This is a genomic window from Rhizobium sp. WSM1328, from assembly GCF_057653715.1.
In genome coordinates this window covers 908,886-931,439 of the sequence record NZ_CM172788.1, presented here as the reverse complement: position 1 = coordinate 931,439, position 22,554 = coordinate 908,886, and the positions used below count along the sequence as shown (strand labels likewise).

Sequence of the window (22,554 nt, the reverse complement as noted above, 5' to 3'; positions counted from 1 at the left end):
GCGTGATTAGGAGCGGCTGGTGACAGGGATGTGACGGCTTGCCTCTCCAAACAAAACACCCGGCGCTTTGGAGGCGCCGGGTGTCAAATTCAAACAGGCGGACGGACATCGCCGCCAGGGCGGCGAGCCTGGTAGCGCTTACTTCGTGGCTTCTTCGTAGCGTTCCAGGACGTAGTCCCAGTTGATCAGGCTGTCGACGAAGGCTTCGAGGTACTTCGGGCGGGCGTTGCGATAGTCGATGTAGTAGGAGTGTTCCCAGACGTCGACGCCGAGGATCGGGGTGGCGCCGTGAACGAGCGGGTTTTCGCCGTTCGGGGTCTTGGAGATTTCGAGCTTGCCGTTCTTGACGGAAACCCAGGCCCAGCCGGAGCCGAACTGGGTGGCGCCGGCATTGGCGAAATCGGCCTTGAACTTGTCATAGCCGCCGAGATCGGAGGTAAAGGCCGCTTCGAGCTTGCCCGGCAGCTTGTTGCCGCCGCCGCCCTTCTTCATCCACTTCCAGAAATGGATGTGGTTGTAATGCTGGGCCGCGTTGTTGAAGAGGCCGGCATTGGTGCCGAAGGACTTCTTGACGACGTCTTCGAGCGAGAGGTCCGAAAGACCGGCTTCGGCGGCGAGCTTGTTGCCGTTGTCGACATAGGCCTTGTGGTGCTTGTCGTGGTGGAACTCCAGCGTTTCCTTCGACATGAAGGGAGCAAGCGCTTCGTAGTCATAGGGAAGTTCAGGCAATTCGAAAGCCATGTCAGATCTCCTCTTGGCAATAGATTGCGTCTCGGCAGGTGAGGCGGAACATAGGAGGGGAAAGGGGGAGAGGCAACCGGCGAATTATCAAAAAACGACCGGCCGGAGGAAAATTTGCCTCAGTTGCAGGGTTGGAGTCGTGCGTAGAAATCGCCTGGGCAAATCAATGGGAATACCCGCCCCGAAAACCACTTTGCCCATTATGGAGATCAACGGAGACCCGATATGAACAGGAAAATAATCCAGCCTCTCACTGCCGCCGTACTGCTTTGCCTGGCAGGTGCGGCGCATGCCTCCTCCGATGACGCCTGGAAGCAGCTCGCCGTTGACGTCGAGGCTAAATGCAAGAAGGCAGCGGTCACGATCGAAAAGCCCAGCGCCACCGTCGATCCCTTCGGTAGTTCGCATTACGGGCTTGCCCTTGTGATAGGCAAGCCGAAGGGCGCCAAGGGGTTGATCGCCCAGATCTGCGTCTACGACAAGCAAAAGAAAACCGTCGAGATCGGCAGCGAGCTGGACGCCAAGACGCTCGGTCTCATGCCGGCAAAATAGGCCGCTATGAGGCTGCTCACCAAGCTGGTTTGTGCCTTGGGTCACATTTCTGGGGAACCGAAGCCTCCCTCAGGAGTTGAAAACCTGGGCTTTAAGGGAGGTGCGGCATGTCAGAGCTTCGCAGCAGGGCGGACGATCAGCAAAAAATCTATCAGCGCTGGGCACCGGTCTATGACCGGGTCTATCGCGGCATCCTGCGCGATGGCCACCGCAAGCTTGCAGCCCTCGCCGCTGCGGCCGGCACCGACATCCTGGAGATCGGCGTCGGCACCGGCCTGACGCTCGGGCATTACCCGCGCCACTGCCGGGTGACCGGCATCGACATTTCCGACCATATGATTGCGCGGGCGCGTGAAAAGGCGAGACGCGAAAAGCTGCATCATGTGCAGGCGCTTGATGTGATGGATGCGCATGCGCTCACCTTTGCCGACCGTTCTTTCGATGTGGTCTGCCTGCCCTTCGTCATCACGCTCATCCCCGAACCCGAACGGGCGCTGGACGAATGCGCCAGGGTGCTGAGGCCGGGCGGCGAGATCATCCTTGCCAGCAAGCTTGGCGACGGCGCCGGTCTGCAGGGCGCGATCGAGACGGCGGTGGCGCCGCTGGTGCGTCACATCGGCTGGTCCTCCGCCTTCCGCATTCACCGCATCGTCGCCTGGGCCGAGCGCCGCGGCGACTTTGCCGCTGCCGATATCCTGCCGGTCTTTCCGAACGGCTTCTTCAAGATCATCCGGCTGAAGCAGCGCGGACTTGCCGGCTGAGACCGGAACTTTTTTCCCCGCGTCGCTTATTCTGATGCTACCGTTCGCCTGAGGGGACTGCATGACATCGGATATCTTCTTTTTCATCGTCGTGGGTTTCTGCGCGCAGATCGTCGACGGCGCGCTTGGCATGGCCTTCGGCGTACTGTCGACGACGAGCCTTCTCGCCTTCGGGGTGCCGGCGGCCAATGCCAGCGCCATGACGCATGTGGCGGAAATGTTCACCACCGCCGCCTCGGGCATCTCGCATGCCTATCATCGCAACGTCGACTGGCGCCTGGTGGCGCGGCTTGCACCGGCCGGCATGATCGGCGGCGCGATCGGCGCCTATCTGCTGGCCAATATCGACGGCAAGGCGATCGCGCCCTTCGTGTCGGCCTATCTGATCGCGATCGGGCTGGTGATCCTCTACAAGGCCTTTCGGCCACCGCCGAAGCGGGATGTTCGCGATTGGATGGTGCCGCCCGTCGGATTTTGCGGCGGCGTGCTCGATGCGATCGGCGGCGGTGGATGGGGTCCGATCGTCACCAGTTCGCTCGTTAGCCGCGGCCATGACCTGAAACGGGTGATAGGCTCGACCAATTTCACCGAATTCGCGGTGACGCTGACGATTTCCCTGACCTTCATGCTGACGCTCGGCTGGTCGGAGCTCAATTCGGCGATCGGCGTGATCATCGGCGGCGTCATCGCCGCCCCCTTCGGCGCGATCCTCGTCAAACGGCTGCCGGTGCGGCCGCTGATGGTGGCGGTGTCGATGATCATCATCGGCACGTCGGCGATACGGATCCTGTAAAGAGCGATCGCCATCCCGGCCGGGGGATCAGAGATTCCGGCCGAAATAGACATCCACGGAGGCGATCTTGTCGCCGCGGAAGCGAAGGCTCTCGATGTTGCGGAAGCTGCCACCGTCGCGTTTTTCCGCACGGTAGCGGACGACCGCCTCGTCGCCGTCGATCGCCAGGAATTCGATGTCAAAGCCGCGGAAGACCGGCTCCTTCGGCCAGCAACGCTCGAAATAGGTCGCCCGGTCGATGTGGTCGTCGCGCGGACTGGAGAAGGTGAAATCCTCCGTCAACATGGCGCCGACAATATCCTTGCGATCGTCGAGATACGCGGCGTAGAGCTGACGGACGGTCTGCTCTCGGGATGTGCACATGTCGCTCATGGCAATGTCCTTGGATTAACCGATTGCATCATGCAATCGGTCCTGTTCTAGCACTTTTGCCCGAGAGGGTCCAGATTGCGGCTCTCATTTCGATAGACAGGTCACCGATGCGAAAGCGCTGTCTTGAAGGATGGGCCATAGCGCGGTTATATCAGTGCGTGCCCGCCCTGGAACGGCGAGCGCATGCACCGCTACGGCCTATGCGCTCGACCTCGAAAAGCTCGATCTTCAGGACAGTTTCACCCGCGCCGATCTCCTCGCCGCGGCAAAGGGCACATCGTTTCATCAGGCGTGCGGAACTTCGCCCGCGCGATCAATGCCGGGGCAGAGAGAATGACCGATACGCAATTGGACGCCGCCAGCGCCAGGCCGGGCTCGATCCACTGGAAGCGCAATCTTACCATCTCGCTGATCGGCTCCTTCACCACGATCGTGGCGATGACGCTGCTGCTTCCCTTCCTGCCGCTCTATGTCGAGGAGCTAGGCGTCAGCGACCATGCTGACATCGTGCAATGGTCGGGCATCGCCTATGGCGCCACCTTCTTTGCCGCGGCTCTGGTCGCTCCGCTCTGGGGCCGGCTCGGCGATATCTACGGCCGCAAGCTGATGCTGGTGCGCGCCAGCCTCGGGATGACGCTGGCGATCTCGCTGATGGGCATGGCCGGCAATGTCTGGCAGTTGGTGGCGCTGCGCCTCTTCGTCGGGCTTGCCGGCGGTTATGCCTCCGGCTCGATGGTGCTGGTGGCGACGCAGACGCCGAAGGACCGCTCGGCCTGGGCGCTCGGCGTGCTCTCCTCCGGAATCATGGCCGGCAATCTCGTCGGGCCGCTGATCGGCGGCGCGCTGCCGCCGATCATTGGCATCCGCGGCACGTTCCTCGCCGCCGGCGGCATGATCTTCCTCGCCTTTCTCGCCACGGCCTTGCTGATCAAGGAAGAGAAATCGCCGGCCCGCAAGCAGGCGGCCAAGGCCAGCGGCGGCTGGAAATCCATTGCCGACAAGCGGCCGGTCATCGCCATGCTGGCAACCGGCATGCTCTTGATGTTTGCCAATATGTCGATCGAGCCGATCATCACCGTCTATGTCGCGCAGCTGGTGCCCGTCGAATCCCAGGTGACGATGGTATCGGGCGTCGTCATGTCGGCTGCCGCCCTCGGCAGCATTCTCTCGGCCTCATGGCTCGGCAAGCTTGCCGACAGGATCGGCCATTGGCCGGTGATTGCAGGAGCGCTCGCCGTCGCCGGGCTGCTGCTGATCCCGCAGGCCTTCGTCACCAGTTCCTGGCAGCTGATCATCCTGCGCTTCATGATGGGTGTGGCGATCGGCGGGCTGCTGCCCTGCATCGCCGCGGTCATCCGCCACAGCGTGCCTGATAGTGCGGCCGGCAGCATTCTCGGGTTTTCCATCTCGTCGCAATATGTCGGCCAGGTGGCCGGCCCCATCCTTGGCGGTTTTGTCGGTGGGCATATCGGCATGCGGGCGGTGTTCCTCGGTACCTCCGTGCTGCTTCTCGCTGGTGCGGCCTATGCCTGGATCGTGCGGCCGAGGGATGGGGAGACTCGGGAGTCGACCTAAGGATTATTGGCACTCCCGCAGATCAGCTCGACGCCCGACCGGGCAATCGCTTCCAGCGTCTCGCGGCTGTCGCCGGCGCGGGCGCGGACGGCGAGCGAATGCATGACGGCGGAGGCGAGCCTGGCCAGCATCTGCGGATCGGCGCTTCGGGGAAGCTCACCCTTTTCCACGGCAAGGCGCATGCGCTTTTCGATCTCGTCGTCGAAATCGTTGAGGCTGCGGCCGAGCACCTCGCGGACCCGCTCATGCTGGACCGCCTCGGCCGACGCCGTGCCGATCAGCAGACAGCCGCGGGCCGCGGTTTCACCATGCAGATAGATCGCCAGCGCGCCGGCATAGACGCGGGCGATATTGTCGCGAAGCGGCAGTGAGGGGTCGAGCGCCTCGGCGAGCGTATTCATGCCGTCCTGCCGATAGCCCTCCAGCGTATCGAGATAAAGATCCTCCTTGTCGCCGAAGGCGCCGTAGAGGCTCGGGCGGTTGAGGTTGGTCGCAGCACTCAGATTGTCGAGCGAGGCGGCGGCAAACCCCCTGTCCCAGAAGACATCCCGTGCCTTGCCGAGCGCCGCCTTGGTGTCAAAAGCCCTCGGGCGGCCCCGCTTCTTCTCGTCTTTCATATTTGTACCGTTTCGCATTAAATTCTTGACGAGAGTCATTTTATGCGAAACAGTACAGATATTCAACACTGTCGGCCGGCGGCATCGACCGCCTCCGCAAGGAGAGGAAACCGGAATGAAACTTTACATGCACGCAGCCGCCTGTTCGCTTTCGCCGCACATCATCTGCCGCGAGCTCGGGCTCGATATCGAGCTCGTCCAGGTCGATCGTCAGACCTACAGGACGAGCACCGGCGAGGATTACCTCGCGATCAACGGCAACGGCTATGTGCCGGCGCTGGTGCTCGACGATGGCAAGGTGCTGACCGAGGGGCCGGCGATCGTGCAGTTCCTCGCCGACAGCGTGCCCGAAGGGGCAGCCCTGTTGCCTGAGGTCGGCAACATCCGCCGCAACGAGGTGCAATCCTATCTGAACTTCATCACCGCCGAGCTGCACAAGCCGATGGTGTTGCTCTTCAATCCGATCTATTCCAGCGTTCATGGCGAGGTCCGCGCGCTGATCTCCAAGCGGCTCGCCTGGCTGGACGGCCGTCTTGCCGGACCCTATCTCACCGGCGATGCGTTTACGGTGGCGGATGCCTATCTCTTCGTCTGCCTGAACTGGTCGCCCTGGACCGACATCGATCTCAACCAATGGCCGGCGCTGCACGCCTTCATGGCCCGGGTGGCGGCACGACCGAAGGTGCGCGAGGCGCTGCAGGCCGAAGATCTCGAGGCCTTCGATGCCGACGGCGTCTATTTCGCGCCGCATGCCTATCTCGCTTCATCAGGACGGACAGGTGAGCCGGTCAGACCGTAAACCCCGGGTCGTGCCCGCGCGCATCCCGCGCTTGGTCGACCGTCAGAGCGCGCTGACCGCCACCGGCAAAGCGCGCTTGTGAGCAGTCGCCCGATAGGCGGCGAGGATGCGGCGGCGGGCGATCTCGCCGACCGGCTTACCCTCGAGGAAATCGTCGATCTCGTCATAGCTGACGCCATAGGCCTCCTCATCGGGGCGCAACGGCCGCTGGTCCTCGAGATCGGCGGTCGGCACCTTGAACACCAGCTCGTCCGGAGCACCGAGACGCTTTGCCAGCAGGCGGACGCGGCGCTTGTTGAGACCGGCGAGCGGCAGGATATCGGCTGCGCCATCGCCGAACTTGGTGAAGAAGCCCATGACCGCCTCGGCCGCATGATCGGTGCCGATGACGAGGCTGCCAAGCGCCCCGGCAAGAGCGAACTGGGCGATCATCCGCTGGCGCGCCTTGATATTGCCGAGGATGAAATCCTGCCGGCCGGCATCGGCAAAGGCGAGGCCGCCGTCCTGCGCGGCGGCAAGCATCGCATCCGCCGGCGCCTTGATGTTGACCACCATCGAACGGTCGGCGCCGATCGTTTCCAGCGCCCTTCCCGCATCCGCCTCATCCGCCTGGACACCGTAGGGAAGGCGCACGGCAATGAATTCGGCCGCATGGCCGCTGTCACGCAGCTCGCGCACCGCCTTTTGAGCCAGCAGCGCCGCCGTCAGCGAATCGACGCCACCGCTGATCCCGAGGACGTAGCCGCGCATGCCCGAGGCGACGAGATAATCCTTGAGAAAAGCGGTTCGCCGTTCGATCTCGCGCTCAGGGTCGATATCGGCGGCGACACCCAGTTCGCGGATGATCTCGCCTTGTTCGTCGAACAGCACAGTCATAAGCCTCTTCCTCCCTGCTTACGGAATTTCGGCGCCACTATGGCGAAAAGATGGGGGAAGACGAAACCGTTTCGGGCAGACCTGCCATGCATTTTATGCAAGTGGGCGGTTTGGTATCTCGGTGGGTGCAGCACCCCCTCTGCCCTGCCGGGCCCCGGGGTCGAGCCACGGGTCTCGAACCGTCCTTCGGACCCCCCAGAGGTCGGGAGATCGGCAAGAAGCCATGCCTCGCCCTCAATTTACGATTCATGTGGCGGCCAGTTGCTTGGGGAAGCCATCGCGCCCATCCAATCTCCCTCCTTGTGGGGGAGATGCCCGGCAGGGCAGAGGGGGGTGGCGTCGCGCCCCTACCGTACGATCGTAAACAGCTCCACCGGATCGGCAAACCCCTTCAGCCCGTGCGCCCCGACCGACACCACATCCCCTGCCCCCGCTTCGTCGCGAAACGGCGCCGACATCAGCAGTGCCTCTCCCAGTTCGCTGCAGGCGGTCTGGATACGGCTGACCAGATTGACGTCGCCGCCGATCAGGGTGAAGTCGAGGCGGCGGCCGGAGCCGACATTGCCGTAGCTGACCTCGCCATAATGCAGGGCGATGCCGGCTTTGACTCCGATGCCCTCGTACTGGAAATGGTCGATCTCATCGAGGATGGCGCGGGCCGATGCCAGGGCCGCGCCGCAGGAATGGGCGGCATCATAACCCGGGAAGAAGGCAAGCACGGCGTCGCCCATGAACTTCAGCACCTCGCCGCCTTCACGGGTAATGGCCGGCACGATCCTGTCGAAATAGGCGTTCAGCAGCCCGAGCACGGTGCTGCCGGGCAGCCGGTTCGACAGTTCGGTAAAGCCGCGCAGATCGCAGAGCAGCAAAGCTGCCTCCATCGATTCGATCTCGTCGCGGCGGATGCGGCCGGCCAGGATGCGGCTTGCCGTCAGCGGGCCGATATAGGTATCGAGCAGGCTGAGCTCGACCTGGCGTAGAATGCGCAGCTCGCTGGTGTTGCGCAGCGCCGGCAGGATGCGCTCGATCACCTGACGCTCGGATGCAGTGAAGCCGCCCGGCCGCCGCGTGCCGAAGACGGCGGCGCTGACCGGGCCATCGACATTGCAGAGCGGCGCGATGACGAGCTGCATCAGGCCGCGATCGGCAAAGACATCGATATGCTGCCAGCGGCCATGCACGCTTTCGCCGGTATCGACGACCAGCGGTTCGCGGGTCTCCATGACCTTGCGCAGCGGCGTATTTGATATGGCGACCCGCGCGCCGTGTTCCCGGTCGTGGATCTCGACCGGCTCGCCCGGCGCCCAGGCGATGGTACGGCCGATGAACTCGGGATGCAGCGTCATCAGATGCAGGGTCAGCCGGTCGACTGGCACGCCGAGCGCCTGAAGCCGCCGGCCGAGGCCGGAGACCAGCCCCGCTTCGTCGAGCGCGTGGCATTCATCGCCGGAGAGCCACTCGATGATCGACAGCAGTGCGCCGATGCTGACGGCATGGCCGGCGGTCTTCGTTGGGAGCCTGTCGGTATCGGGAGCATAGATCGCAGTTGTCATGGCTTTCTCCTCCTTGAGGGAGGCAGGGCGCTAGTGGGCGCCGCCGCCGGAGAGTTGACCGGGTTTTTTCAGAAGCAGGGTTGCAAGCAGGGCGACGACGAGGGCGACGCCGAGCAGGAAGAAGGTGTCGCTGAAGGCCATGATATTGGCCTGTTTGCGTATTTTGAGCGCGATGGCGACGACGGCCTTATGGCCGGCAAGCGCCTGATCGCTGACACCGTGGCTCATGAAATAGCCGGTGAGCCTGGCGATGCGATCGCGGGTGGCTTCCTCGAAGATCGAGACCGAGTGGGTCAGGATATTCGAGTGGAACTGCTCGCGTTTCGACAGGAAGGTTTGCAGCGAAGCGATGCCGACGGCACCGCCGAGATTGCGCATCATGTTGAAGAGCGCGGACGCCGAGCCGGCATTTTCTTGCTCGATGCCGGCGGTGGCGATTGCCGAAAGCGGCGTGAAGACGAGCGCTTGGCCGATGGCACGGACGATGTTCGGCCAGAACAGCTGGTCGCTGGCATAATCGCCGGTCATGTGGACGTTCATGAAGTTCGAGGCGGCAAAGAGGGCAAAGCCGACGACGATCAGCAGGCGCACGTCGAAACGCTTCATCAGCTGCGGCACCAGCGGGATCAGCAGCAACTGCGGGATGCCGGTCCAGGCGAGAACCATGCCGATCTGCTCGGAATTATAGCCCTGGATGCGGGTCAGATAGATCGGCAGCACGAAGACCGAGCCGTAAAGCGCGATACCGAGCAGGAAATTGGCGACGATGCCGAAGCCGAAGTTGCGGCGCAGCAGCAGGCGAAGGCTCAGCAGCGGATTGGCGGTCTTCAGCTCGATGATCAGGAACAGCGTCAGCGAGACGGCGGCGATAACAGACAGGCGAACAATGAAATCGGAGCCGAACCAGTCTTCCTTGTTGCCCTCTTCCAGCACGGTCTGCAGGGCTGCCAGGCCGATCGCCATGGTGACGATACCAGGCCAGTCGCCCTTGGCGAGCAGCTTCAGGTTCATCGGCGCCCGGTCGAGCGAGGCCCAGAGCAGGCCGACCATCAGCGCGCCGGGCACCAGGTTGACATAGAAGATATGTTCCCAGCCCCAGTTCTCGGTGAGATAACCGCCGATCGTCGGGCCGATCGCCGGCGCGAAGGTGGCAGACAGGGCAAAGAGGGCAAGGCCGATCGGCTGCTTGGCCTTGGGCAGCAGCGTGATGATGATGGTGAAGGCCATCGGGATCAGCACGCCGCCGGAAAAGCCCTGAATGGCGCGGAGGATGATCATCTGCTGCAGATTGGCCGCGAAGGCGCAAGCGACGGAGAAGATGAGGAAAAGGATGGCGTTGGTGAGCAGGTAATTGCGGAGCGAGAAGACACGCGCCAACCAGGCACTGAGCGGAATGACGACGATCTCGGCGATCAGATAGGAGGTCGAAATCCAGCCGCCGTCATCCGTGCCGGCGCCGATTGCGCCCTGGATATCGGCAAGCGAGGCGTTGACGATCTGGATGTTGAGGACGGCCATGAAGGCGCCGAGCGTCGAGCCGACAACGGCTGCCCACATGCGCAGAGGGCTCATGACGGCAGGTGCCGCGGGCGCTGCGGCGGCGGGGCGCGCCAGCGCATTGCTGTTGGCTGCGATCTGAAGAGTGGCCATGGCTTATCTCCTTCCAGCTCTCGCGGGAAACTTTCTCATGACGGGGTTCGGGTGATCATTCAGGGAATGATCGGGATCATTCGGGAAAAAAGAAAGGATCATCCAGCAGGGTTGGATGATCCCTCCTTAGCTGCCGCGGAGGTCTGGACAGCCTTGGTGTCGATTTCGGGCTCGACCGACATGCCCGAACGCAACAGGCCGCTCAGAGGCTCGTCGTCGATGACGATCTTGACCGGGATACGCTGGACGATCTTGGTGAAATTGCCGGTGGCATTGTCCGGCGGCAGCAGCGAGAATTCCAGGCCGCTTGCCGGGGAAACGCTGTCGACATGACCCTTGATCGAGATGTCGGGAAAGCTGTCGACCTTGATCTCGACCGGCTGGCCGGGGCTGATATAGGTCAACTGCGTTTCCTTGAAATTGGCAACGACATAGACCGCATGCAGCGGAACGACCGCCATCAGCTGCGTGCCCGAGGTGACATACTGGCCGACCCGGATAGACCGGGCGCCGACCGTGCCGTCAACGGCGGCGACGATATCCGTATAGGAAAGGTTGAGCTCTGCCTGCTGGGCGGCGGCTGCCGCACGGTCACGCTGGGCAACCGTCTGTTCACGCTCAGTCTGCAGCACCGGCACCTTATTCTGAGCCGTGACGAGGGCTGCCCGATCGCGCTCGACGGCGGCAGCGGCCTGGTCGCGGGCCGACTGGGTCTGTTCGGCGCGAGACTGGGTGCCGGCGCCGTTGGTGATCAGGCGGGCCGAGCGGGCGGCATCGGATACTGCGAAATCCAGCGATGCCTGCGAGGCATCGACCGTCGCCCTCGCCTGCTCGATCACCGATTGCTGCAGGGAGATCTGGGCGTCGATATTGGTGATGGCGGCTTCGGCCGCCTTCACATCGGCCTTCGCCTGCGACAGTGCGGCCTGGAAGTCGCGGTCGTCGATGCGGGCGAGAACCTGGCCGGCCTTGACCGCATCATTGTCGTTGACCAGCACCTGGCTGATATAGCCGGCGACCTTCGGGGCGACGGTGGTGTAATCGGCCTTCACATAGGCGTCGTCGGTGGATTCGATGAAGCGGCCGACCGTCCAATAGCGGTAGCCGAAATCGCCGGCGAAAGCGACGCCGGCAAGCAGTAGGGCGGCGATGACGGCGCGCTTGACGATGCGACGGCCGGTCTTTTTGGGAGCACCCGCGACCGGTGCGTCCGCAATCGGCGCTTCGGCGACAGGCATGGCAGGCGCCTCGGCGACGGGCGCCTTGGCGGCTTCCTCGGCCAGGATCTGCTCGGCCTTCCTCGCACCTTCGAAAATGTCCTTGCGGGGTAACTCGACCATCGTAATTCTCCTTCGTCCTGGCCTGCTCTGTGAGAGGCCGTGTTTGACGAGAGGGAAAATGCACCCTGACATTTATTTTGATAATCTGCTTAAATCGGGAAGGATCATCAACTCTCAGCGGATAATCCGAGGGCAATATGGATCGGCTGACAAGCCTCACAGTCTTTGGCCGGGTGGTGGAATGCGGTGGTTTTTCCGCCGCCGCGCGCCGGCTCAACATGTCCGTCACCATGGTTGGCAATCACGTGCAGTCGCTGGAGGACCGGCTCGGCGTGCGACTGCTCAACCGCACGACACGCAAGGTCAGCCTGACGGAAACCGGCAAATATTACTATGAGCGCTCTTTGCAGATCCTGGCCGAACTCGATGAGGCGGATCGGACGGCCGGCGCGCTGAGCACGACGCCGCGCGGCACGCTGAAGGTTTATACCAGCAGCGCCATCGTGCGTTTCCTGCTGCCCGTCGTCGGCGAATTTATGGAACTCTATCCGTCGATCTCACTCGATTTCAGCGTCGGCGAGCGGATGGTCGACATGATCGAGGATGGCTACGATCTGGTAATGCGCACCGTACCGCCGCCGGATTCATCGCTCGTCGCACGCAAGCTGACGCCCTGGCGCCATATGCTCGTCTGCTCGCCGGTCTACTTCGAGAGCCATCCGATGCCGAAAACGCCGGCCGAGGTCGCCGACCACAACTGCCTGCAATATGCCTATTACCCCTATGGCGACGAATGGCGCTTCGAGGATGGCGAGGGCAAAAAGGAGAGCGTCAAGATCAGCGGCAATGTCGTCTCCAACAGCGCCGAGATGCTGCGCTTCTTGACGCTGACCGGGCGGGGCATCTTCCTGGCGCCGAGTTTCGTGGTGTTCGACGACATCGCCGAAGGGCGGCTGGTGAAGATCATGCCGGACTACCGGCCGATCGAATTCAACATCAACGCGGTCTATCCCAACCGCAGCCATCTCCCGACGAAGGTGCGGCTGTTCATCGACCTCTTGGCGGAGAGATTTGCGGAACATCGGAAGTGGATGACGTGAGGGGCAATTTTACATTGGAGGTCACCCTTCACTGCAACACAGCGGAATTCGGCAGCAATGCCGTTCGGCCCCAAAAATGCCTCGACTTCGCTGGACACCATTCGACTATGAAAAACAACAGGATGGTGTGTCGGCTGTGCCCATAGATATTTGGAATGTTCGGCGAATGGTCATCGCCGCTTTTCTTGGCATCGCGTGTGCAGCTTACCATCGCGCCTTGGATTTTTGGCCGCTTGATTCGGCCAATGGGCTACGAGGACTCTTGGATCTATTGGGAGGGCCGCTGCTCTTTCTCTCGGTCGCGGGCATACTGTTCGTTTGGTTTATCGGCGTATTAGTCGCGTTATTTCGTCGTCGTATCCTTGGAATGGTGAGTCGTCTTATTGCTATCATCATTGTTCCGGTTTGTTTTGGGACGATGATCACCGTGCCTTTGTTCGATCCTTGGCTATGGTACGTCATTTTCAATAAATCGCGTTTCGAAGCGTCGGCAGCCGCGAGTGGCTCTGCACAGAACGGTACGATCATCGAGGGGCGCGACGTTTCGACAGGGATCGCCGGCGCGGGTTACAATCATTTTGTCGCTCTCATCTTTAGCGAAAGCGATCCGCCCAAACTGGTTTATGGCGACAGCGATGAAGAAAAATTGGCAGCCAATTCGGTGCTGACGCACCTCTACGGCAATTTCTACAGGCGAGATGAGTACTTTTGACGACCCTTGCGTGAACTGAGAGGCTGCGGCTATCACCCTTCGCCCCGCAAGCGGGGAGAAGGTGCCGGCAGGCGGATGAGAGGCGGGCTGGGCTCTGATCCGCCGAACCGCTGCAGCCCTGCGCTTGCGCTTCGGGCGTTCGTCGTTGCAATCGATTCACTGGATCGATTGCTCCCGCTTCGCGGGACCTCTCCTCACTCCTCGCTCTCGCTCCTTCCGAAGGCCCAGTCCATGTAGAGTTCCAGCGCCTTGCGGGTGACCGGGCCTTCCTGCAGGTCGCGGCCGTCGAGGCGGGTGACGCCGACGACTTTGGAGTAGTTGCCGGTGGTGAAGATCTCGTCGGCTTGCATGAAATCCTCGACGGAGAGCGCTGCTTCATGCACGTCGAAACCGGCCTTGCGCAGCAGGTCAATAACGCGGGCCCGCGTAATGCCGGCAAGGAAGGTGCGGTTGGCGGCGGGCGTCATCACCACGCCGTCCTTGACCATGAAGACGTTCGAGGAGGCGGTCTCGACGACATTGCCGTTCAGGTCGCGCACCAGCGCATTGTCGAAACCGCGGCTGCGCGCCTCGGCGATCATCCGGCCGCTATTCGGATAGAGCGAGCCGGTCTTTGCCTCGGTCATCGCCGTTTCCGGCGACGGGCGCCGATAGGGCGAGACAGTGAGGCTGGTGCCGCCATGACCGCCCATCGGCGCCTCGAACAGGCAGAGCGCGAAGCGGGTCGATTCCCCGTCGACGGCGACGACGCTGCCGGGCGAACCGTGTTCGCCCCAGTACATCGGCTTGATATAAATCGCCGTGGCGCCATCGAATTTCGCAACGCCTTCCCAGGCGAGCGCTACGATCTCCTCGGCCGATTTCACCGGCTTCAGGCCCATGGCAAGTGCCGAGCGATTGATGCGCTGGCAATGCAGGTCGAGATCCGGCGCGATGCCGTCGAACCAGCGGGCACCGTCGAAGACCGTGGAGCCGAGCCACATGGCATGGGAGGTCGGCCCGATCAGCGGCGGATTGCCGGGGAACCACTCTCCATCGACATGAGTCCAGGTGGTTGAACGGGGTGTTGTATCGACTGCCATGATGGTTTCCTCCTGAAGCCGGAGAAGGAAAAACCGCCGCGGTAAGCCGGGTCAAGGACAAATCCCGAGCGGAAACACGGAAGCAAGAAAATGCCGGGGAATGCCGCCAGGCCGCAATATTCGTGCGCAGCAACGGCAGCTTCATCGATGGGTGCATCAGCAAAAATGATGGAATGGAATGTTGGAATGGCTGGCTGCCGCATGCGATGATGGGCGCAACAGCGGATAAGCAGCAAGGAAAGACGCCGATGAAAGCCATGTTCTACGAAGCCTTTGAACAGGCGCCCGAAATCCGCACCGTTGCCGATCCGACGCCGGCCGAGGACGGTGTAGTCATATCCGTCGGGGCCAGCGGGCTCTGCCGCAGCGACTGGCATGGCTGGATGGGGCACGATCCCGATATTCGCCTGCCGCATGTGCCGGGACACGAGCTTGCCGGGCGGATCGTCGCCACCGGCCGCGGCGTGATGCGCTTCAAGGTGGGCGACCGGGTGACCGTGCCCTTCGTTTCCGGCTGTGGCCATTGCAGCGAATGCCATTCCGGCAACCAGCAGGTCTGCCCGAACCAGTTCCAGCCGGGCTTCACCCATTGGGGGTCGTTCGCTGAATATGTGGCGATCGATTATGCCGACACCAATCTGGTGCACCTGCCCGATACGATCGACGATGCGACGGCGGCAAGCCTCGGCTGCCGCTTCGCCACCTCGTTTCGCGCCGTCGCCGACCAGGCCCGCACCGGGCCTGGCGAATGGATCGCCGTACATGGCTGCGGCGGCGTCGGCCTGTCGGCGATCATGATCGCCACCGCGCTCGGGGCGAATGCGATCGGCATCGATATATCCGAGGAGAAACTCGCCTTTGCGCGGGAGTGCGGGGCGGTGGCGACGGTCAATGCGTCAGGCGTTGCCGACGTGGCGGAGGCAGTGCGCGAGATCACCAAGGGCGGTGCGCATGTCTCGATCGATGCGCTCGGCCATCCCGTTACCTGCTTCAACTCGATCAAGAACCTGCGCCGGCGCGGGCGGCATGTTCAGGTGGGGTTGATGCTCGGCGAGCATGCGACGCCGCAAATCCCGATGGCACAGGTGATCGGCCACGAGCTGGAAATCTACGGCAGCCACGGCATGCAGGCCTGGCGCTACGACGCCATGTTGTCGATGCTTTCGGCCGGAAAGATAGCGCCGCAGAAGCTGATCGGACGGCGGATCAGCCTCGAGGAAGCCGTGCCCGCGCTGATGGCGCTCGACAAGGCCGAGGCCACGGGGATCAGCGTGATTACGCGGTTTTCGTGAGGCGACTCCGCCTCCCGTCCATAGCGAGCACGGGAGGAGCAAAGCGCCGCCACTGTCCTCTTCTCCCCAGCGGGGAGAAGTGCCGGAGCGATAGCGAGGCGATGAGGGGGTGAGCGGCAAAGCCGCGAATGCGCTGAGCGCAAGCGAAGGGCAATAATAAATGTTCTGCCCGTGCTGCCCCCTCATCCGCCCTACGGGCACCTTCTCCCCGAGGGGAGAAGAGGGAGCCAGGCCGCTTTGCAACGACCCTTATTCAGCCACGCCAATCGAGGCGAGATAGGCCGCAGAAGCCGGGATCTTCGACTTGTCCTTGATCTCGATGATGAGGCGAGGATTGCTTTCGAGCTTGGCAAGGGCCCTAAAGACGGCGTGCCAGCGGATCGAGCCTTCGCCGAGGCTCCAGTGACGGTCGGCATATCCGTCGGCATCCTGCAGGTGGACATGCTGGAGGCGGTTGCCGGCGGCCTTGACGTAATAATCGACCGGCGGAGCACCGGTATAGCCATGGGCATAATGGGCGTGGCCGGTATCGATCGAGACGGCAACGGCAGGCGATTGGAAGCTCTCGGCAAGCGCCACGCGAATATGCGGATCCTTGTCCTCGATGTTCTCGATGACCATGGTGCAGCCGATATCCTCGGCGCGCCTGATGGCGTCGCGCAGGGTCATGTGCGTGCGCTCGACCAAGGCCTCGCGGGCGCCGGCATTGTCGTCGAGATTGTTGTAGGACCAGGACGTATAAGGGCTGTGGATGACCATATGGGTCGCGCCGATGGCGGCGCAGACATCGAGGCCCTGCAGCAGGCGCCGGGTGACGATGGCGCGGATATCGGGATCTTCCGAGGCGATGGTGAAGCCCCAGAACGGGCCGTGAATGCCGAGGCGGCCGCCATGACCGTCGAGAAGCCTTCTGGCGCGGGCGGCGAGCGGCGCCCAGTCGCCGTTCAGAACCTCGGCATCGACGAAGCTCTGCAATTCGAGATCGCGGGACTTTTCGAACAGCCAGTCACGGTGAAGTTCGACTTCATCGAGCGTCATGGCGGCGCCGACGACGGGAAGAGAGGACATGAATGCGCTCCATCAATGTGAATGATCATGTGAATGCCGGGACGGCGTGGAAGGACAGCCCCAGGGAAGGCCAGGAACAGCCGCCGCGTTCTATGCGCTCCTTCTGTGTCGGCGGTATTACAGGCGCCGAGCCTTTCGAACCCTTCCGGCCTCAGTCATTTCCGCATAGCTGATGCGGCATTGCCGGACCTTGCGGAAACGCCCCGAAGTACCGATATCGGCCCCGACAGTCTCGTGACGTAGTGGCGCGCGAGCCGCGCTGAACTCTTGGCAACGGAGCCGCTTGTTCATCGCTTCGGCCGATGTCGCGGGCTTCTTTGAAAGCGTTCGGCGATGGCACCCCCAACAACAGGGCGGGTTGTCAAAGACGGCGCAAAGGTCTAACGGCTGCGCCCGCAAGAAAAAGCCCATAAGAAGAAGCCCTGTAAGAAAAAGAAAGAGACATGATGTCCAACTCATTTGTGAAAATGCCTGCGAGCGACGAGGCAAAGCGGTTTTTCGTCCTCGGTGACCGGGTCGAGCGGCGGCTCCGGATCAGCGGAGCCTGGCTCAATATCTTCGACGTCACCGTGCCATCAGGCAGCCGGACGCCGAAACATGCGCATGCGAGCCCCGAAGTGTTCCGCATCCTCGAGGGACGCCTGACGATCTGGCGCCTGAGCGACAGCGGCCCCGAAGAGATCGAGGCCAGCGCCGGCGACATCGTCACCATCCCTCCCTTCATGGTGCACGGCTATTCCAACCGCGGAACCGTCCCCGTGGTCTTTTCTGCGATCGTCGATCGGGACATGGCCGAGTTCATCGAAGCGGAAGGCGCGACCGAGCCACCGAAGGCCAGCCCTTCGGCCGAAACCATCGCCCGCATGACGGCGGCTGCTAACGCCTATGGGATCACCATCCTCGCGGCGTGACGGCGCGCGTGCGTGGTGTCGTTCTTCGGACGACATCATGCGTTCCTTCGTCGGTTATGCTAGGCATTTGGCGGGAGCGATTTCAATCGGCTCACCAGTTCATCCAAAGCGGCGTCGACCGTTTTTGAAGCCGTATCGATGACGATTGCATGGTGCCATTCGTCATAGGCTCTTTCGGAAATCTCTTGCCATGTCGGCTTCACCAGACCTTCGACGTCGGTGAGGCGCGTTTCAGCACGGTTGCGATGCTCGGCTTTATCCGAGCAAACAACCTCGACCTCCGCCGCTGTCACCCCGGCAGCTTGCGCGACCGAAAGCCACGCTGACCGGGTTATCCGAAGCGGGTTGACGGAGTCGGCGATAACGGTCCTGCCAAGGGTCAGATTGTCTCCGGCAATACCGTAAGCCACGATATAGCCTGCAGGCCCGGCATCATCGGCAATTCCGGAGGCACGGATTGCCTGCTCGATGGTATCGACGCGCACATGGACCGCATTCAACCGCTCAGCCAAAGCGCGGGCGATCGTCGTCTTTCCACTGCCAGGCAGACCACCGAAGATAATGAGCATCGTCACCTCGTCGTTTTTGGAGAGGCTCCACGAGAACGTCAGAGCAGCTCACGGTCAACGCAATACTTCACCATTGAGGCCTGGTTCGCAATTCCTTTGTCAGCACGGGGTTTTCACCACCGGCCTCAACGACGGTCCATTCGAGCGCCTCGTAGAATCCGACGGCGTCTCGCGCCGCATACCAATCTCTTGACCCCGTGCCGTGATGCGAATTTTTCGAGGCCGGCCATGAGCAACCGCCCGTACCCTTTTCCCTGGCATTCCGCCCTGATCGCGACGGTTCGCACCCACGCCGCCGCATCGTCCATCAGATCGAGGCGAGCCGCACCCACCGGAGTATTTTCGAGCAAAAGCAGCAAAGGGAAATGCCCATCCCTTCGATCATCGGGATGGTTCGCATCATAGCCAATCAACCCGCGGGCCTCGAAAAGGACAGCGCGGCGGATGTCGTGGTAGGCGTTCCAGTGTTCATCCGCAGACACTTGGACGACCATCCAGGCGGCTTCGCCCTCGTCATTCGGAAATCTAGGCTCGTTCATCGATGGCCTCGTCGATGCTCGTGGACAATCGGCCGGCAAAAATCGGTGACGGCCTCACGGCTCGATAGCAGGAATTTCGGACGGGAAAAGACCGAGAACAATCGGGTGTGCGTCTCGAAGGAATTCCAGTTGTTCGTTCTACTCCGGTATTCGGCCACCCACTTCAAAAGGCCATCGAACTGGGTTTGGGACTCGCCGCCCTGGATGCCTCGCTCCTTGATGTTGGCGATGCATTCTTCCTCCGGCAGATCAATCCAGATCAGGATCGTCGTGCGGCTGAGGACCATGTTCGCCAGCTGCCCGTAAACGCCCTCCATAACCCAGACATCGCGCTCGGCCGCTGCCATGACCATCTCATCCCGCAACGCCCTGTCGCGAGCGATGCCGTAGCCCCCCGGCTCCCAATGCATGTCATCAAGGTGGACAACCGGATGGTGAAGCTGCTCGCCGATACGACGGGCAAGCCATGTTTTACCCGCGCCGCCATTGCCCATGATGAGCATGCGGTCAAAGGCGGCTGAGGGATTGGGAAACGTCATCGGCAACTCCGAGGACTTTGCGCTGATGCTGGTTTTGTGTGACCTTAGCGCGAGATATTGAATGCTTTCAAATCAAAATTGAGCGCGCGCCATCCTTGCAGCTGTGTGGAAAAACAATGTGCCGCCCTCGAGGGCGCGTGTGGCGCGGCGCTTAGCAGCGTCGCGCGCCAAATGTCTAGAACTCTTCCCAGTTGCCCTCGGTCGAAGCCGGTGCGGCTGAGGTGCCGAAGGCGGCTGCGAGCTTGCCGCCGAGTGCGCGGGCCGGCGAGGGAGCGGGCCTGGCATGGTCGGTGGCCGAGGCGGGAACCTGTCTACGCGCCGCAAGCGTCGCCGCGACCGGGCGTGCCAACGGCTTGGCAGCCGTCCGGGCGACGGGGGCCGCCTTTGCCATCTGGCCGAGATTGAACTGTGCCAGGCGCTCCGAGAGAGCGGACACCTCGGTCACCAGCGTGTGCGAGGCGGCATTCGATTCCTCGACCATTGCGGCGTTCTTCTGGGTCGACTGGTCCATCTGGTTGACCGCCGTGTTGATCTCGAGGAGACCCGTCGACTGTTCGCGGGCGGCCTGGACGACCGCCTGGACATTGCTGTTGATCTGCTGGACTTCGCCAACGATCGCCTGCAGCGCCTTGCCGGTCTGACCGACGAGATCGACGCCACGCTTGACCTGGGCGCCGGACGAGGTGATCAGCGCCTTGATCTCCTTGGCGGCCGTCGCCGAGCGCTGCGCCAGTTCACGCACTTCCTGTGCGACGACGGCGAAGCCCTTGCCGGCCTCCCCTGCACGTGCTGCCTCAACGCCTGCATTGAGGGCCAGCAGATTGGTCTGGAAGGCAATATCGTCGATCACGCCGATGATGTTGGAGATCGACTGCGAGGATTGCTCGATGCCGGTCATGGCATCGACGGCATTGCGCACCACCTCTCCGGACTTTTCCGCACCATCCTTGGTGCGGCTGACGAGCGTTCCCGCCTCCTCGGCGCGAAGGGTGGAGTCCTTGACCGAGGTGGTGATCTGCTCGAGCGCGGCGGCAGTCTCCTCGACGGAAGCGGCCTGCTGTTCGGTGCGGCGGGCGAGATCGTCGGCGCCGGAGCGGATTTCTTCCGAACCGGCCTGGATGACGGCGGCGTTTTCGGAGAAGGAAATCAGGGCTCCCTGGAGCTTTTCGACAGACGCATTGAAATCGACGCGGATTTCGTCAAGCGAGTCGGCAAACGGCTTTTCCAGCCGGATGGTCATGTCTCCATTGGAAAGGCTGGCCAGTCCGTTGCCGAGTTCGCTGACCGCGAACTTGATCGAATCTTCGCGGGCGGCATGGAGGACGGAACGTTCCTGCCGTTCGATCTCTTCGCGGGACCGGGAGGTTTCCGCATCCGTTTCCAGCTTGATCTTCTGGCGGTTGCTTTCCAGCAGGATGGCGAGAGAACGCGAGAGGTCGCCGATTTCGTCCTTGGCATTCTTGTCGTTCAATTGCACGTCGAGCTGGCCATGGGCGATACGATCAGTCTCGGCAATCACACCCTCTATGCGGCGGATGAATTTGCGGGCAATGAGCCAGCCTGCGAGACCGAGCAGGAGGGCAGCGATGGCGGTGATCGCTACGGCGCTCCAGGCCATGTTGTTGAGCTGGGCAAAGACGGTGGATTTGGGCACCGAGACGACGGCGTACCAGTTGAGGTCATTCGTGAGCTTTACCGGATAGGCGACCGAGAAATAGCTCTGGCCGTCCGGGCCTGCGATCTCCTGCGCGACGCCGGGCTTGGCGATCAACTGATCCCAGCCGGCGGTCAGATCACCGCCGTCCTTGATATTCTTGCCTGCGAGCTCGGCGGAGGGATGGCTGATGATGCTGCCGGCGCCCGTCACCAGGCTGAGATAGCCGGTCTCCATCGGATGGACCGCCGAGATCGCCTTGTTGGCGTCGTCCAGCGAAATGTCCATGCCGGCGACGCCGAGCGCCTTGCCATCGACCATGATCGGCTTGGCGACCGAGGTCATCAGCACGTCCTTGCCGTCGACCGCGTAGACATAGGGTTCGATGACGACGATCTTTTTCTGGGTAAAGGGCAGCTGGTAGTAATCGCCGGCGCCCGACACGCCATAATCGACCAGCGGCGTGTGCTGGATCTTGTCGCCACTGCGGACCCAGTAAGGCACGTAGCGGCCCGTCGTGTCGTGGCCTTCCTTGCCGACAAAATCCTTGTCCTTGCCGTCGAAGGCATTCGGTTCCCAGCCTGTCCAAACACCGAGCGCCATCGGATTATCCTGCAGCATGTTCTTCAGCAGGTCGTCGGCAGCAGCACGATTGGCGTTTCCGCCGTCCTTCATCGTCGACAGCGACGTTTCCAGCGCATTGACGATGCCGAGTGCCACGCCCATGGATTTCTCGACGTTGAGCGCATTGGTGGCGGCGATCTGGAGCATCTGATCGAGGCTCGATTTGCGCATATCGTTGTAGGCGATGTAAAAAAGAACGCCCGATGCCGCGATCGTGGCGATGACACCGCAGGCCGCCACGGAAAAAATGTTGCGTCCGGTCGCCGATTTGAACTGCATGCGCTTAACCTCCTCAAGCGGGCAGGTCGTCGATCGCGCACCGATCTATTCCGTCCCGGCTTCCCCAGACCGAGAACTGATTTCAGGACGTGGCTGCACGTCACGGAAATCGTTCGCAATTTGGAGAAAATACGGACAGGCTGTTAATTTACGGTGTATTGCGGCAGCTTTCCTTATGACTGGCTGATCGCCGCGCCTCTTTTAAGACGCGCAAACGCGATGGTGCTGCCGTTGGCGAAACTGTCACATCAAGACGCTATAAGGATTTTCGCCCGGCGCCTCTTGCGTCGGCACTGTTTCACCGTCAAAATTGCGACATGCCTGACAGCGACCCATCCAGTACAAGCTCCGCCCCTTCCAACCGGGATCTCCCGGCCGAGGAAGCAGGCGACCATTGTAGACGGTGCGATGACCTCCGCCTCGCGTCAAGCATGTCTATGCTCCCGCAGAGAGGGCCGCTTCCCAGACCATTGCCGCTGACGGGCGGCCGCGGCTCACTTCAGAGGAGCGGTCTGATGGAACCTGCACTGATGTCAACACTATGATGGAGAGACGACAGGCGATGCGTATATGCGTATAAGAGCGTCCCTTCGAATGCCTCGCCGCTTCGCCTGAT

At 62.1% G+C, this 22,554-nt stretch carries 22 protein-coding genes; 9 read left to right on the top strand and 13 right to left on the bottom strand.

All coding sequences use genetic code 11. From position 1 onward, the window contains the following. Positions 1-138: 138 nt before the first annotated feature. A complete protein-coding gene (locus tag AC2444_RS04765) occupies positions 139-741 on the bottom strand; it encodes a superoxide dismutase (protein WP_008528928.1) in 603 nt (200 codons plus the stop codon). 225 nt (positions 742-966) lie between these two features. On the opposite strand from AC2444_RS04765, the gene AC2444_RS04760 reads away from it, so the two are divergent. The 3 genes from AC2444_RS04760 to AC2444_RS04750 all read left to right on the top strand — a co-directional run bounded on the left by AC2444_RS04760 (position 967) and on the right by AC2444_RS04750 (position 2,847). Next, the gene (locus AC2444_RS04760) at positions 967-1,293 is read left to right on the top strand and encodes a hypothetical protein (protein ID WP_012756615.1); all 327 of its coding nucleotides are present in this window, start codon (positions 967-969) and stop codon (positions 1,291-1,293) included. Between the two features lie 107 nt (positions 1,294-1,400). Then, the gene (locus tag AC2444_RS04755) at positions 1,401-2,054 is read left to right on the top strand and encodes a class I SAM-dependent methyltransferase (RefSeq protein WP_012756614.1); all 654 of its coding nucleotides are present in this window, start codon (positions 1,401-1,403) and stop codon (positions 2,052-2,054) included. A gap of 61 nt (positions 2,055-2,115) precedes the next feature. Beyond that, positions 2,116-2,847 (top strand): sulfite exporter TauE/SafE family protein, encoded by a 732-nt coding sequence (locus tag AC2444_RS04750; RefSeq protein WP_012756613.1) that lies wholly within the window; start codon positions 2,116-2,118, stop codon positions 2,845-2,847. Positions 2,848-2,874: 27 nt separating this feature from the next. Here AC2444_RS04750 and AC2444_RS04745 read toward each other — a convergent pair whose 3' ends face one another. Next, positions 2,875-3,219 carry a nuclear transport factor 2 family protein gene (locus AC2444_RS04745; protein WP_012756612.1) on the bottom strand — a complete coding sequence of 115 codons (345 nt, stop codon included), beginning with the start codon at positions 3,217-3,219 and terminating at the stop codon, positions 2,875-2,877. 333 nt (positions 3,220-3,552) lie between these two features. On the opposite strand from AC2444_RS04745, the gene AC2444_RS04740 reads away from it, so the two are divergent. Further along, positions 3,553-4,794 carry a multidrug efflux MFS transporter gene (locus tag AC2444_RS04740; RefSeq protein WP_012756611.1) on the top strand — a complete coding sequence of 414 codons (1,242 nt, stop codon included), beginning with the start codon at positions 3,553-3,555 and terminating at the stop codon, positions 4,792-4,794. Here the strand turns inward: AC2444_RS04740 and AC2444_RS04735 are convergent. Continuing rightward, positions 4,791-5,411, bottom strand: a complete 621-nt coding sequence (locus AC2444_RS04735; RefSeq protein WP_041935484.1) for a TetR/AcrR family transcriptional regulator — start codon at positions 5,409-5,411, stop codon at positions 4,791-4,793. The two genes, AC2444_RS04740 and AC2444_RS04735, sit on opposite strands and share 4 nt — an antisense overlap. Before the next feature lie 115 nt (positions 5,412-5,526). Here AC2444_RS04735 and gstA point away from each other — a divergent pair, with 115 nt between their 5' ends. Next, positions 5,527-6,210 (top strand): glutathione transferase GstA, encoded by a 684-nt coding sequence (gene gstA / locus AC2444_RS04730; protein WP_012756609.1) that lies wholly within the window; start codon positions 5,527-5,529, stop codon positions 6,208-6,210. Between the two features lie 42 nt (positions 6,211-6,252). Here the strand turns inward: gstA and nadE are convergent, their stop codons facing one another. From nadE to AC2444_RS04710, 4 genes are all read right to left on the bottom strand, one after another. Then, positions 6,253-7,086 (bottom strand): NAD(+) synthase, encoded by an 834-nt coding sequence (nadE, locus tag AC2444_RS04725; RefSeq protein WP_012756608.1) that lies wholly within the window; start codon positions 7,084-7,086, stop codon positions 6,253-6,255. A 347-nt stretch (positions 7,087-7,433) separates the two neighbouring features. Beyond that, entirely contained in the window at positions 7,434-8,639 is a 1,206-nt protein-coding gene (locus AC2444_RS04720) for an adenylate/guanylate cyclase domain-containing protein (protein ID WP_012756607.1), read from the bottom strand. A gap of 30 nt (positions 8,640-8,669) precedes the next feature. Then, positions 8,670-10,289 carry an MDR family MFS transporter gene (locus tag AC2444_RS04715; protein ID WP_012756606.1) on the bottom strand — a complete coding sequence of 540 codons (1,620 nt, stop codon included), beginning with the start codon at positions 10,287-10,289 and terminating at the stop codon, positions 8,670-8,672. A gap of 98 nt (positions 10,290-10,387) precedes the next feature. Continuing rightward, a complete protein-coding gene (locus AC2444_RS04710) occupies positions 10,388-11,629 on the bottom strand; it encodes an HlyD family secretion protein (protein ID WP_012756605.1) in 1,242 nt (413 codons plus the stop codon). Positions 11,630-11,766: 137 nt separating this feature from the next. On the opposite strand from AC2444_RS04710, the gene AC2444_RS04705 reads away from it, so the two are divergent. Then, on the top strand, positions 11,767-12,669 hold the full coding sequence (locus AC2444_RS04705) for a LysR family transcriptional regulator (RefSeq protein WP_012756604.1): 903 nt from the start codon (positions 11,767-11,769) through the stop codon (positions 12,667-12,669). Between the two features lie 166 nt (positions 12,670-12,835). Next, a complete protein-coding gene (locus AC2444_RS04700; protein WP_012756603.1) occupies positions 12,836-13,381 on the top strand; it encodes a hypothetical protein in 546 nt (181 codons plus the stop codon). 194 nt (positions 13,382-13,575) lie between these two features. On the opposite strand, the gene AC2444_RS04695 is transcribed toward AC2444_RS04700, so the two are convergent. Then, positions 13,576-14,463 (bottom strand): branched-chain amino acid aminotransferase, encoded by an 888-nt coding sequence (locus tag AC2444_RS04695; protein WP_012756602.1) that lies wholly within the window; start codon positions 14,461-14,463, stop codon positions 13,576-13,578. Between the two features lie 248 nt (positions 14,464-14,711). Between AC2444_RS04695 and AC2444_RS04690 the strand changes: the two genes are divergently transcribed. Further along, complete coding sequence (locus AC2444_RS04690) at positions 14,712-15,755, top strand: zinc-dependent alcohol dehydrogenase family protein (protein WP_012756601.1); 1,044 nt, start codon at positions 14,712-14,714, stop codon at positions 15,753-15,755. A 249-nt stretch (positions 15,756-16,004) separates the two neighbouring features. Here AC2444_RS04690 and AC2444_RS04685 read toward each other — a convergent pair whose 3' ends face one another. After that, positions 16,005-16,823: a sugar phosphate isomerase/epimerase family protein gene (locus tag AC2444_RS04685; RefSeq protein ID WP_012756600.1), complete on the bottom strand. Its 819-nt coding sequence runs from the start codon at positions 16,821-16,823 to the stop codon at positions 16,005-16,007. A 443-nt stretch (positions 16,824-17,266) separates the two neighbouring features. Here AC2444_RS04685 and AC2444_RS04680 point away from each other — a divergent pair, with 443 nt between their 5' ends. Beyond that, positions 17,267-17,734: a cupin domain-containing protein gene (locus tag AC2444_RS04680; protein WP_041935483.1), complete on the top strand. Its 468-nt coding sequence runs from the start codon at positions 17,267-17,269 to the stop codon at positions 17,732-17,734. 59 nt (positions 17,735-17,793) lie between these two features. Here AC2444_RS04680 and AC2444_RS04675 read toward each other — a convergent pair whose 3' ends face one another. The 4 genes from AC2444_RS04675 to AC2444_RS04660 all read right to left on the bottom strand — a co-directional run bounded on the left by AC2444_RS04675 (position 17,794) and on the right by AC2444_RS04660 (position 21,938). Continuing rightward, the gene (locus AC2444_RS04675; RefSeq protein ID WP_012756597.1) at positions 17,794-18,303 is read right to left on the bottom strand and encodes a P-loop nucleotide/nucleoside kinase family protein; all 510 of its coding nucleotides are present in this window, start codon (positions 18,301-18,303) and stop codon (positions 17,794-17,796) included. 125 nt (positions 18,304-18,428) lie between these two features. Beyond that, on the bottom strand, positions 18,429-18,797 hold the full coding sequence (locus AC2444_RS04670) for a GNAT family N-acetyltransferase (RefSeq protein ID WP_244432246.1): 369 nt from the start codon (positions 18,795-18,797) through the stop codon (positions 18,429-18,431). 41 nt (positions 18,798-18,838) lie between these two features. Continuing rightward, the gene (locus AC2444_RS04665; protein WP_012756595.1) at positions 18,839-19,381 is read right to left on the bottom strand and encodes a P-loop NTPase family protein; all 543 of its coding nucleotides are present in this window, start codon (positions 19,379-19,381) and stop codon (positions 18,839-18,841) included. 175 nt (positions 19,382-19,556) lie between these two features. Continuing rightward, the gene (locus AC2444_RS04660) at positions 19,557-21,938 is read right to left on the bottom strand and encodes a methyl-accepting chemotaxis protein (RefSeq protein ID WP_012756594.1); all 2,382 of its coding nucleotides are present in this window, start codon (positions 21,936-21,938) and stop codon (positions 19,557-19,559) included. Positions 21,939-22,554 lie beyond the last annotated feature (616 nt).

Excerpts from the sequence above, each read along its gene's own strand:
- AC2444_RS04765 (WP_008528928.1), bottom strand. The coding sequence starts at position 741 with ATGGCTTTCGAATTGCCTGAACTTCCCTATGACTACGAAGCGCTTGCT.
- AC2444_RS04760 (WP_012756615.1), top strand. The coding sequence starts at position 967 with ATGAACAGGAAAATAATCCAGCCTCTCACTGCCGCCGTACTGCTTTGC.
- AC2444_RS04755 (WP_012756614.1), top strand. The coding sequence starts at position 1,401 with ATGTCAGAGCTTCGCAGCAGGGCGGACGATCAGCAAAAAATCTATCAG.
- AC2444_RS04750 (WP_012756613.1), top strand. The coding sequence starts at position 2,116 with ATGACATCGGATATCTTCTTTTTCATCGTCGTGGGTTTCTGCGCGCAG.
- AC2444_RS04745 (WP_012756612.1), bottom strand. The coding sequence starts at position 3,219 with ATGAGCGACATGTGCACATCCCGAGAGCAGACCGTCCGTCAGCTCTAC.
- AC2444_RS04740 (WP_012756611.1), top strand. The coding sequence starts at position 3,553 with ATGACCGATACGCAATTGGACGCCGCCAGCGCCAGGCCGGGCTCGATC.
- AC2444_RS04735 (WP_041935484.1), bottom strand. The coding sequence starts at position 5,411 with ATGAAAGACGAGAAGAAGCGGGGCCGCCCGAGGGCTTTTGACACCAAG.
- gstA (WP_012756609.1), top strand. The coding sequence starts at position 5,527 with ATGAAACTTTACATGCACGCAGCCGCCTGTTCGCTTTCGCCGCACATC.
- nadE (WP_012756608.1), bottom strand. The coding sequence starts at position 7,086 with ATGACTGTGCTGTTCGACGAACAAGGCGAGATCATCCGCGAACTGGGT.
- AC2444_RS04720 (WP_012756607.1), bottom strand. The coding sequence starts at position 8,639 with ATGACAACTGCGATCTATGCTCCCGATACCGACAGGCTCCCAACGAAG.
- AC2444_RS04715 (WP_012756606.1), bottom strand. The coding sequence starts at position 10,289 with ATGGCCACTCTTCAGATCGCAGCCAACAGCAATGCGCTGGCGCGCCCC.
- AC2444_RS04710 (WP_012756605.1), bottom strand. The coding sequence starts at position 11,629 with ATGGTCGAGTTACCCCGCAAGGACATTTTCGAAGGTGCGAGGAAGGCC.
- AC2444_RS04705 (WP_012756604.1), top strand. The coding sequence starts at position 11,767 with ATGGATCGGCTGACAAGCCTCACAGTCTTTGGCCGGGTGGTGGAATGC.
- AC2444_RS04700 (WP_012756603.1), top strand. The coding sequence starts at position 12,836 with ATGGTCATCGCCGCTTTTCTTGGCATCGCGTGTGCAGCTTACCATCGC.
- AC2444_RS04695 (WP_012756602.1), bottom strand. The coding sequence starts at position 14,463 with ATGGCAGTCGATACAACACCCCGTTCAACCACCTGGACTCATGTCGAT.
- AC2444_RS04690 (WP_012756601.1), top strand. The coding sequence starts at position 14,712 with ATGAAAGCCATGTTCTACGAAGCCTTTGAACAGGCGCCCGAAATCCGC.
- AC2444_RS04685 (WP_012756600.1), bottom strand. The coding sequence starts at position 16,823 with ATGTCCTCTCTTCCCGTCGTCGGCGCCGCCATGACGCTCGATGAAGTC.
- AC2444_RS04680 (WP_041935483.1), top strand. The coding sequence starts at position 17,267 with ATGATGTCCAACTCATTTGTGAAAATGCCTGCGAGCGACGAGGCAAAG.
- AC2444_RS04675 (WP_012756597.1), bottom strand. The coding sequence starts at position 18,303 with ATGCTCATTATCTTCGGTGGTCTGCCTGGCAGTGGAAAGACGACGATC.
- AC2444_RS04670 (WP_244432246.1), bottom strand. The coding sequence starts at position 18,797 with ATGGTCGTCCAAGTGTCTGCGGATGAACACTGGAACGCCTACCACGAC.
- AC2444_RS04665 (WP_012756595.1), bottom strand. The coding sequence starts at position 19,381 with ATGACGTTTCCCAATCCCTCAGCCGCCTTTGACCGCATGCTCATCATG.
- AC2444_RS04660 (WP_012756594.1), bottom strand. The coding sequence starts at position 21,938 with ATGCAGTTCAAATCGGCGACCGGACGCAACATTTTTTCCGTGGCGGCC.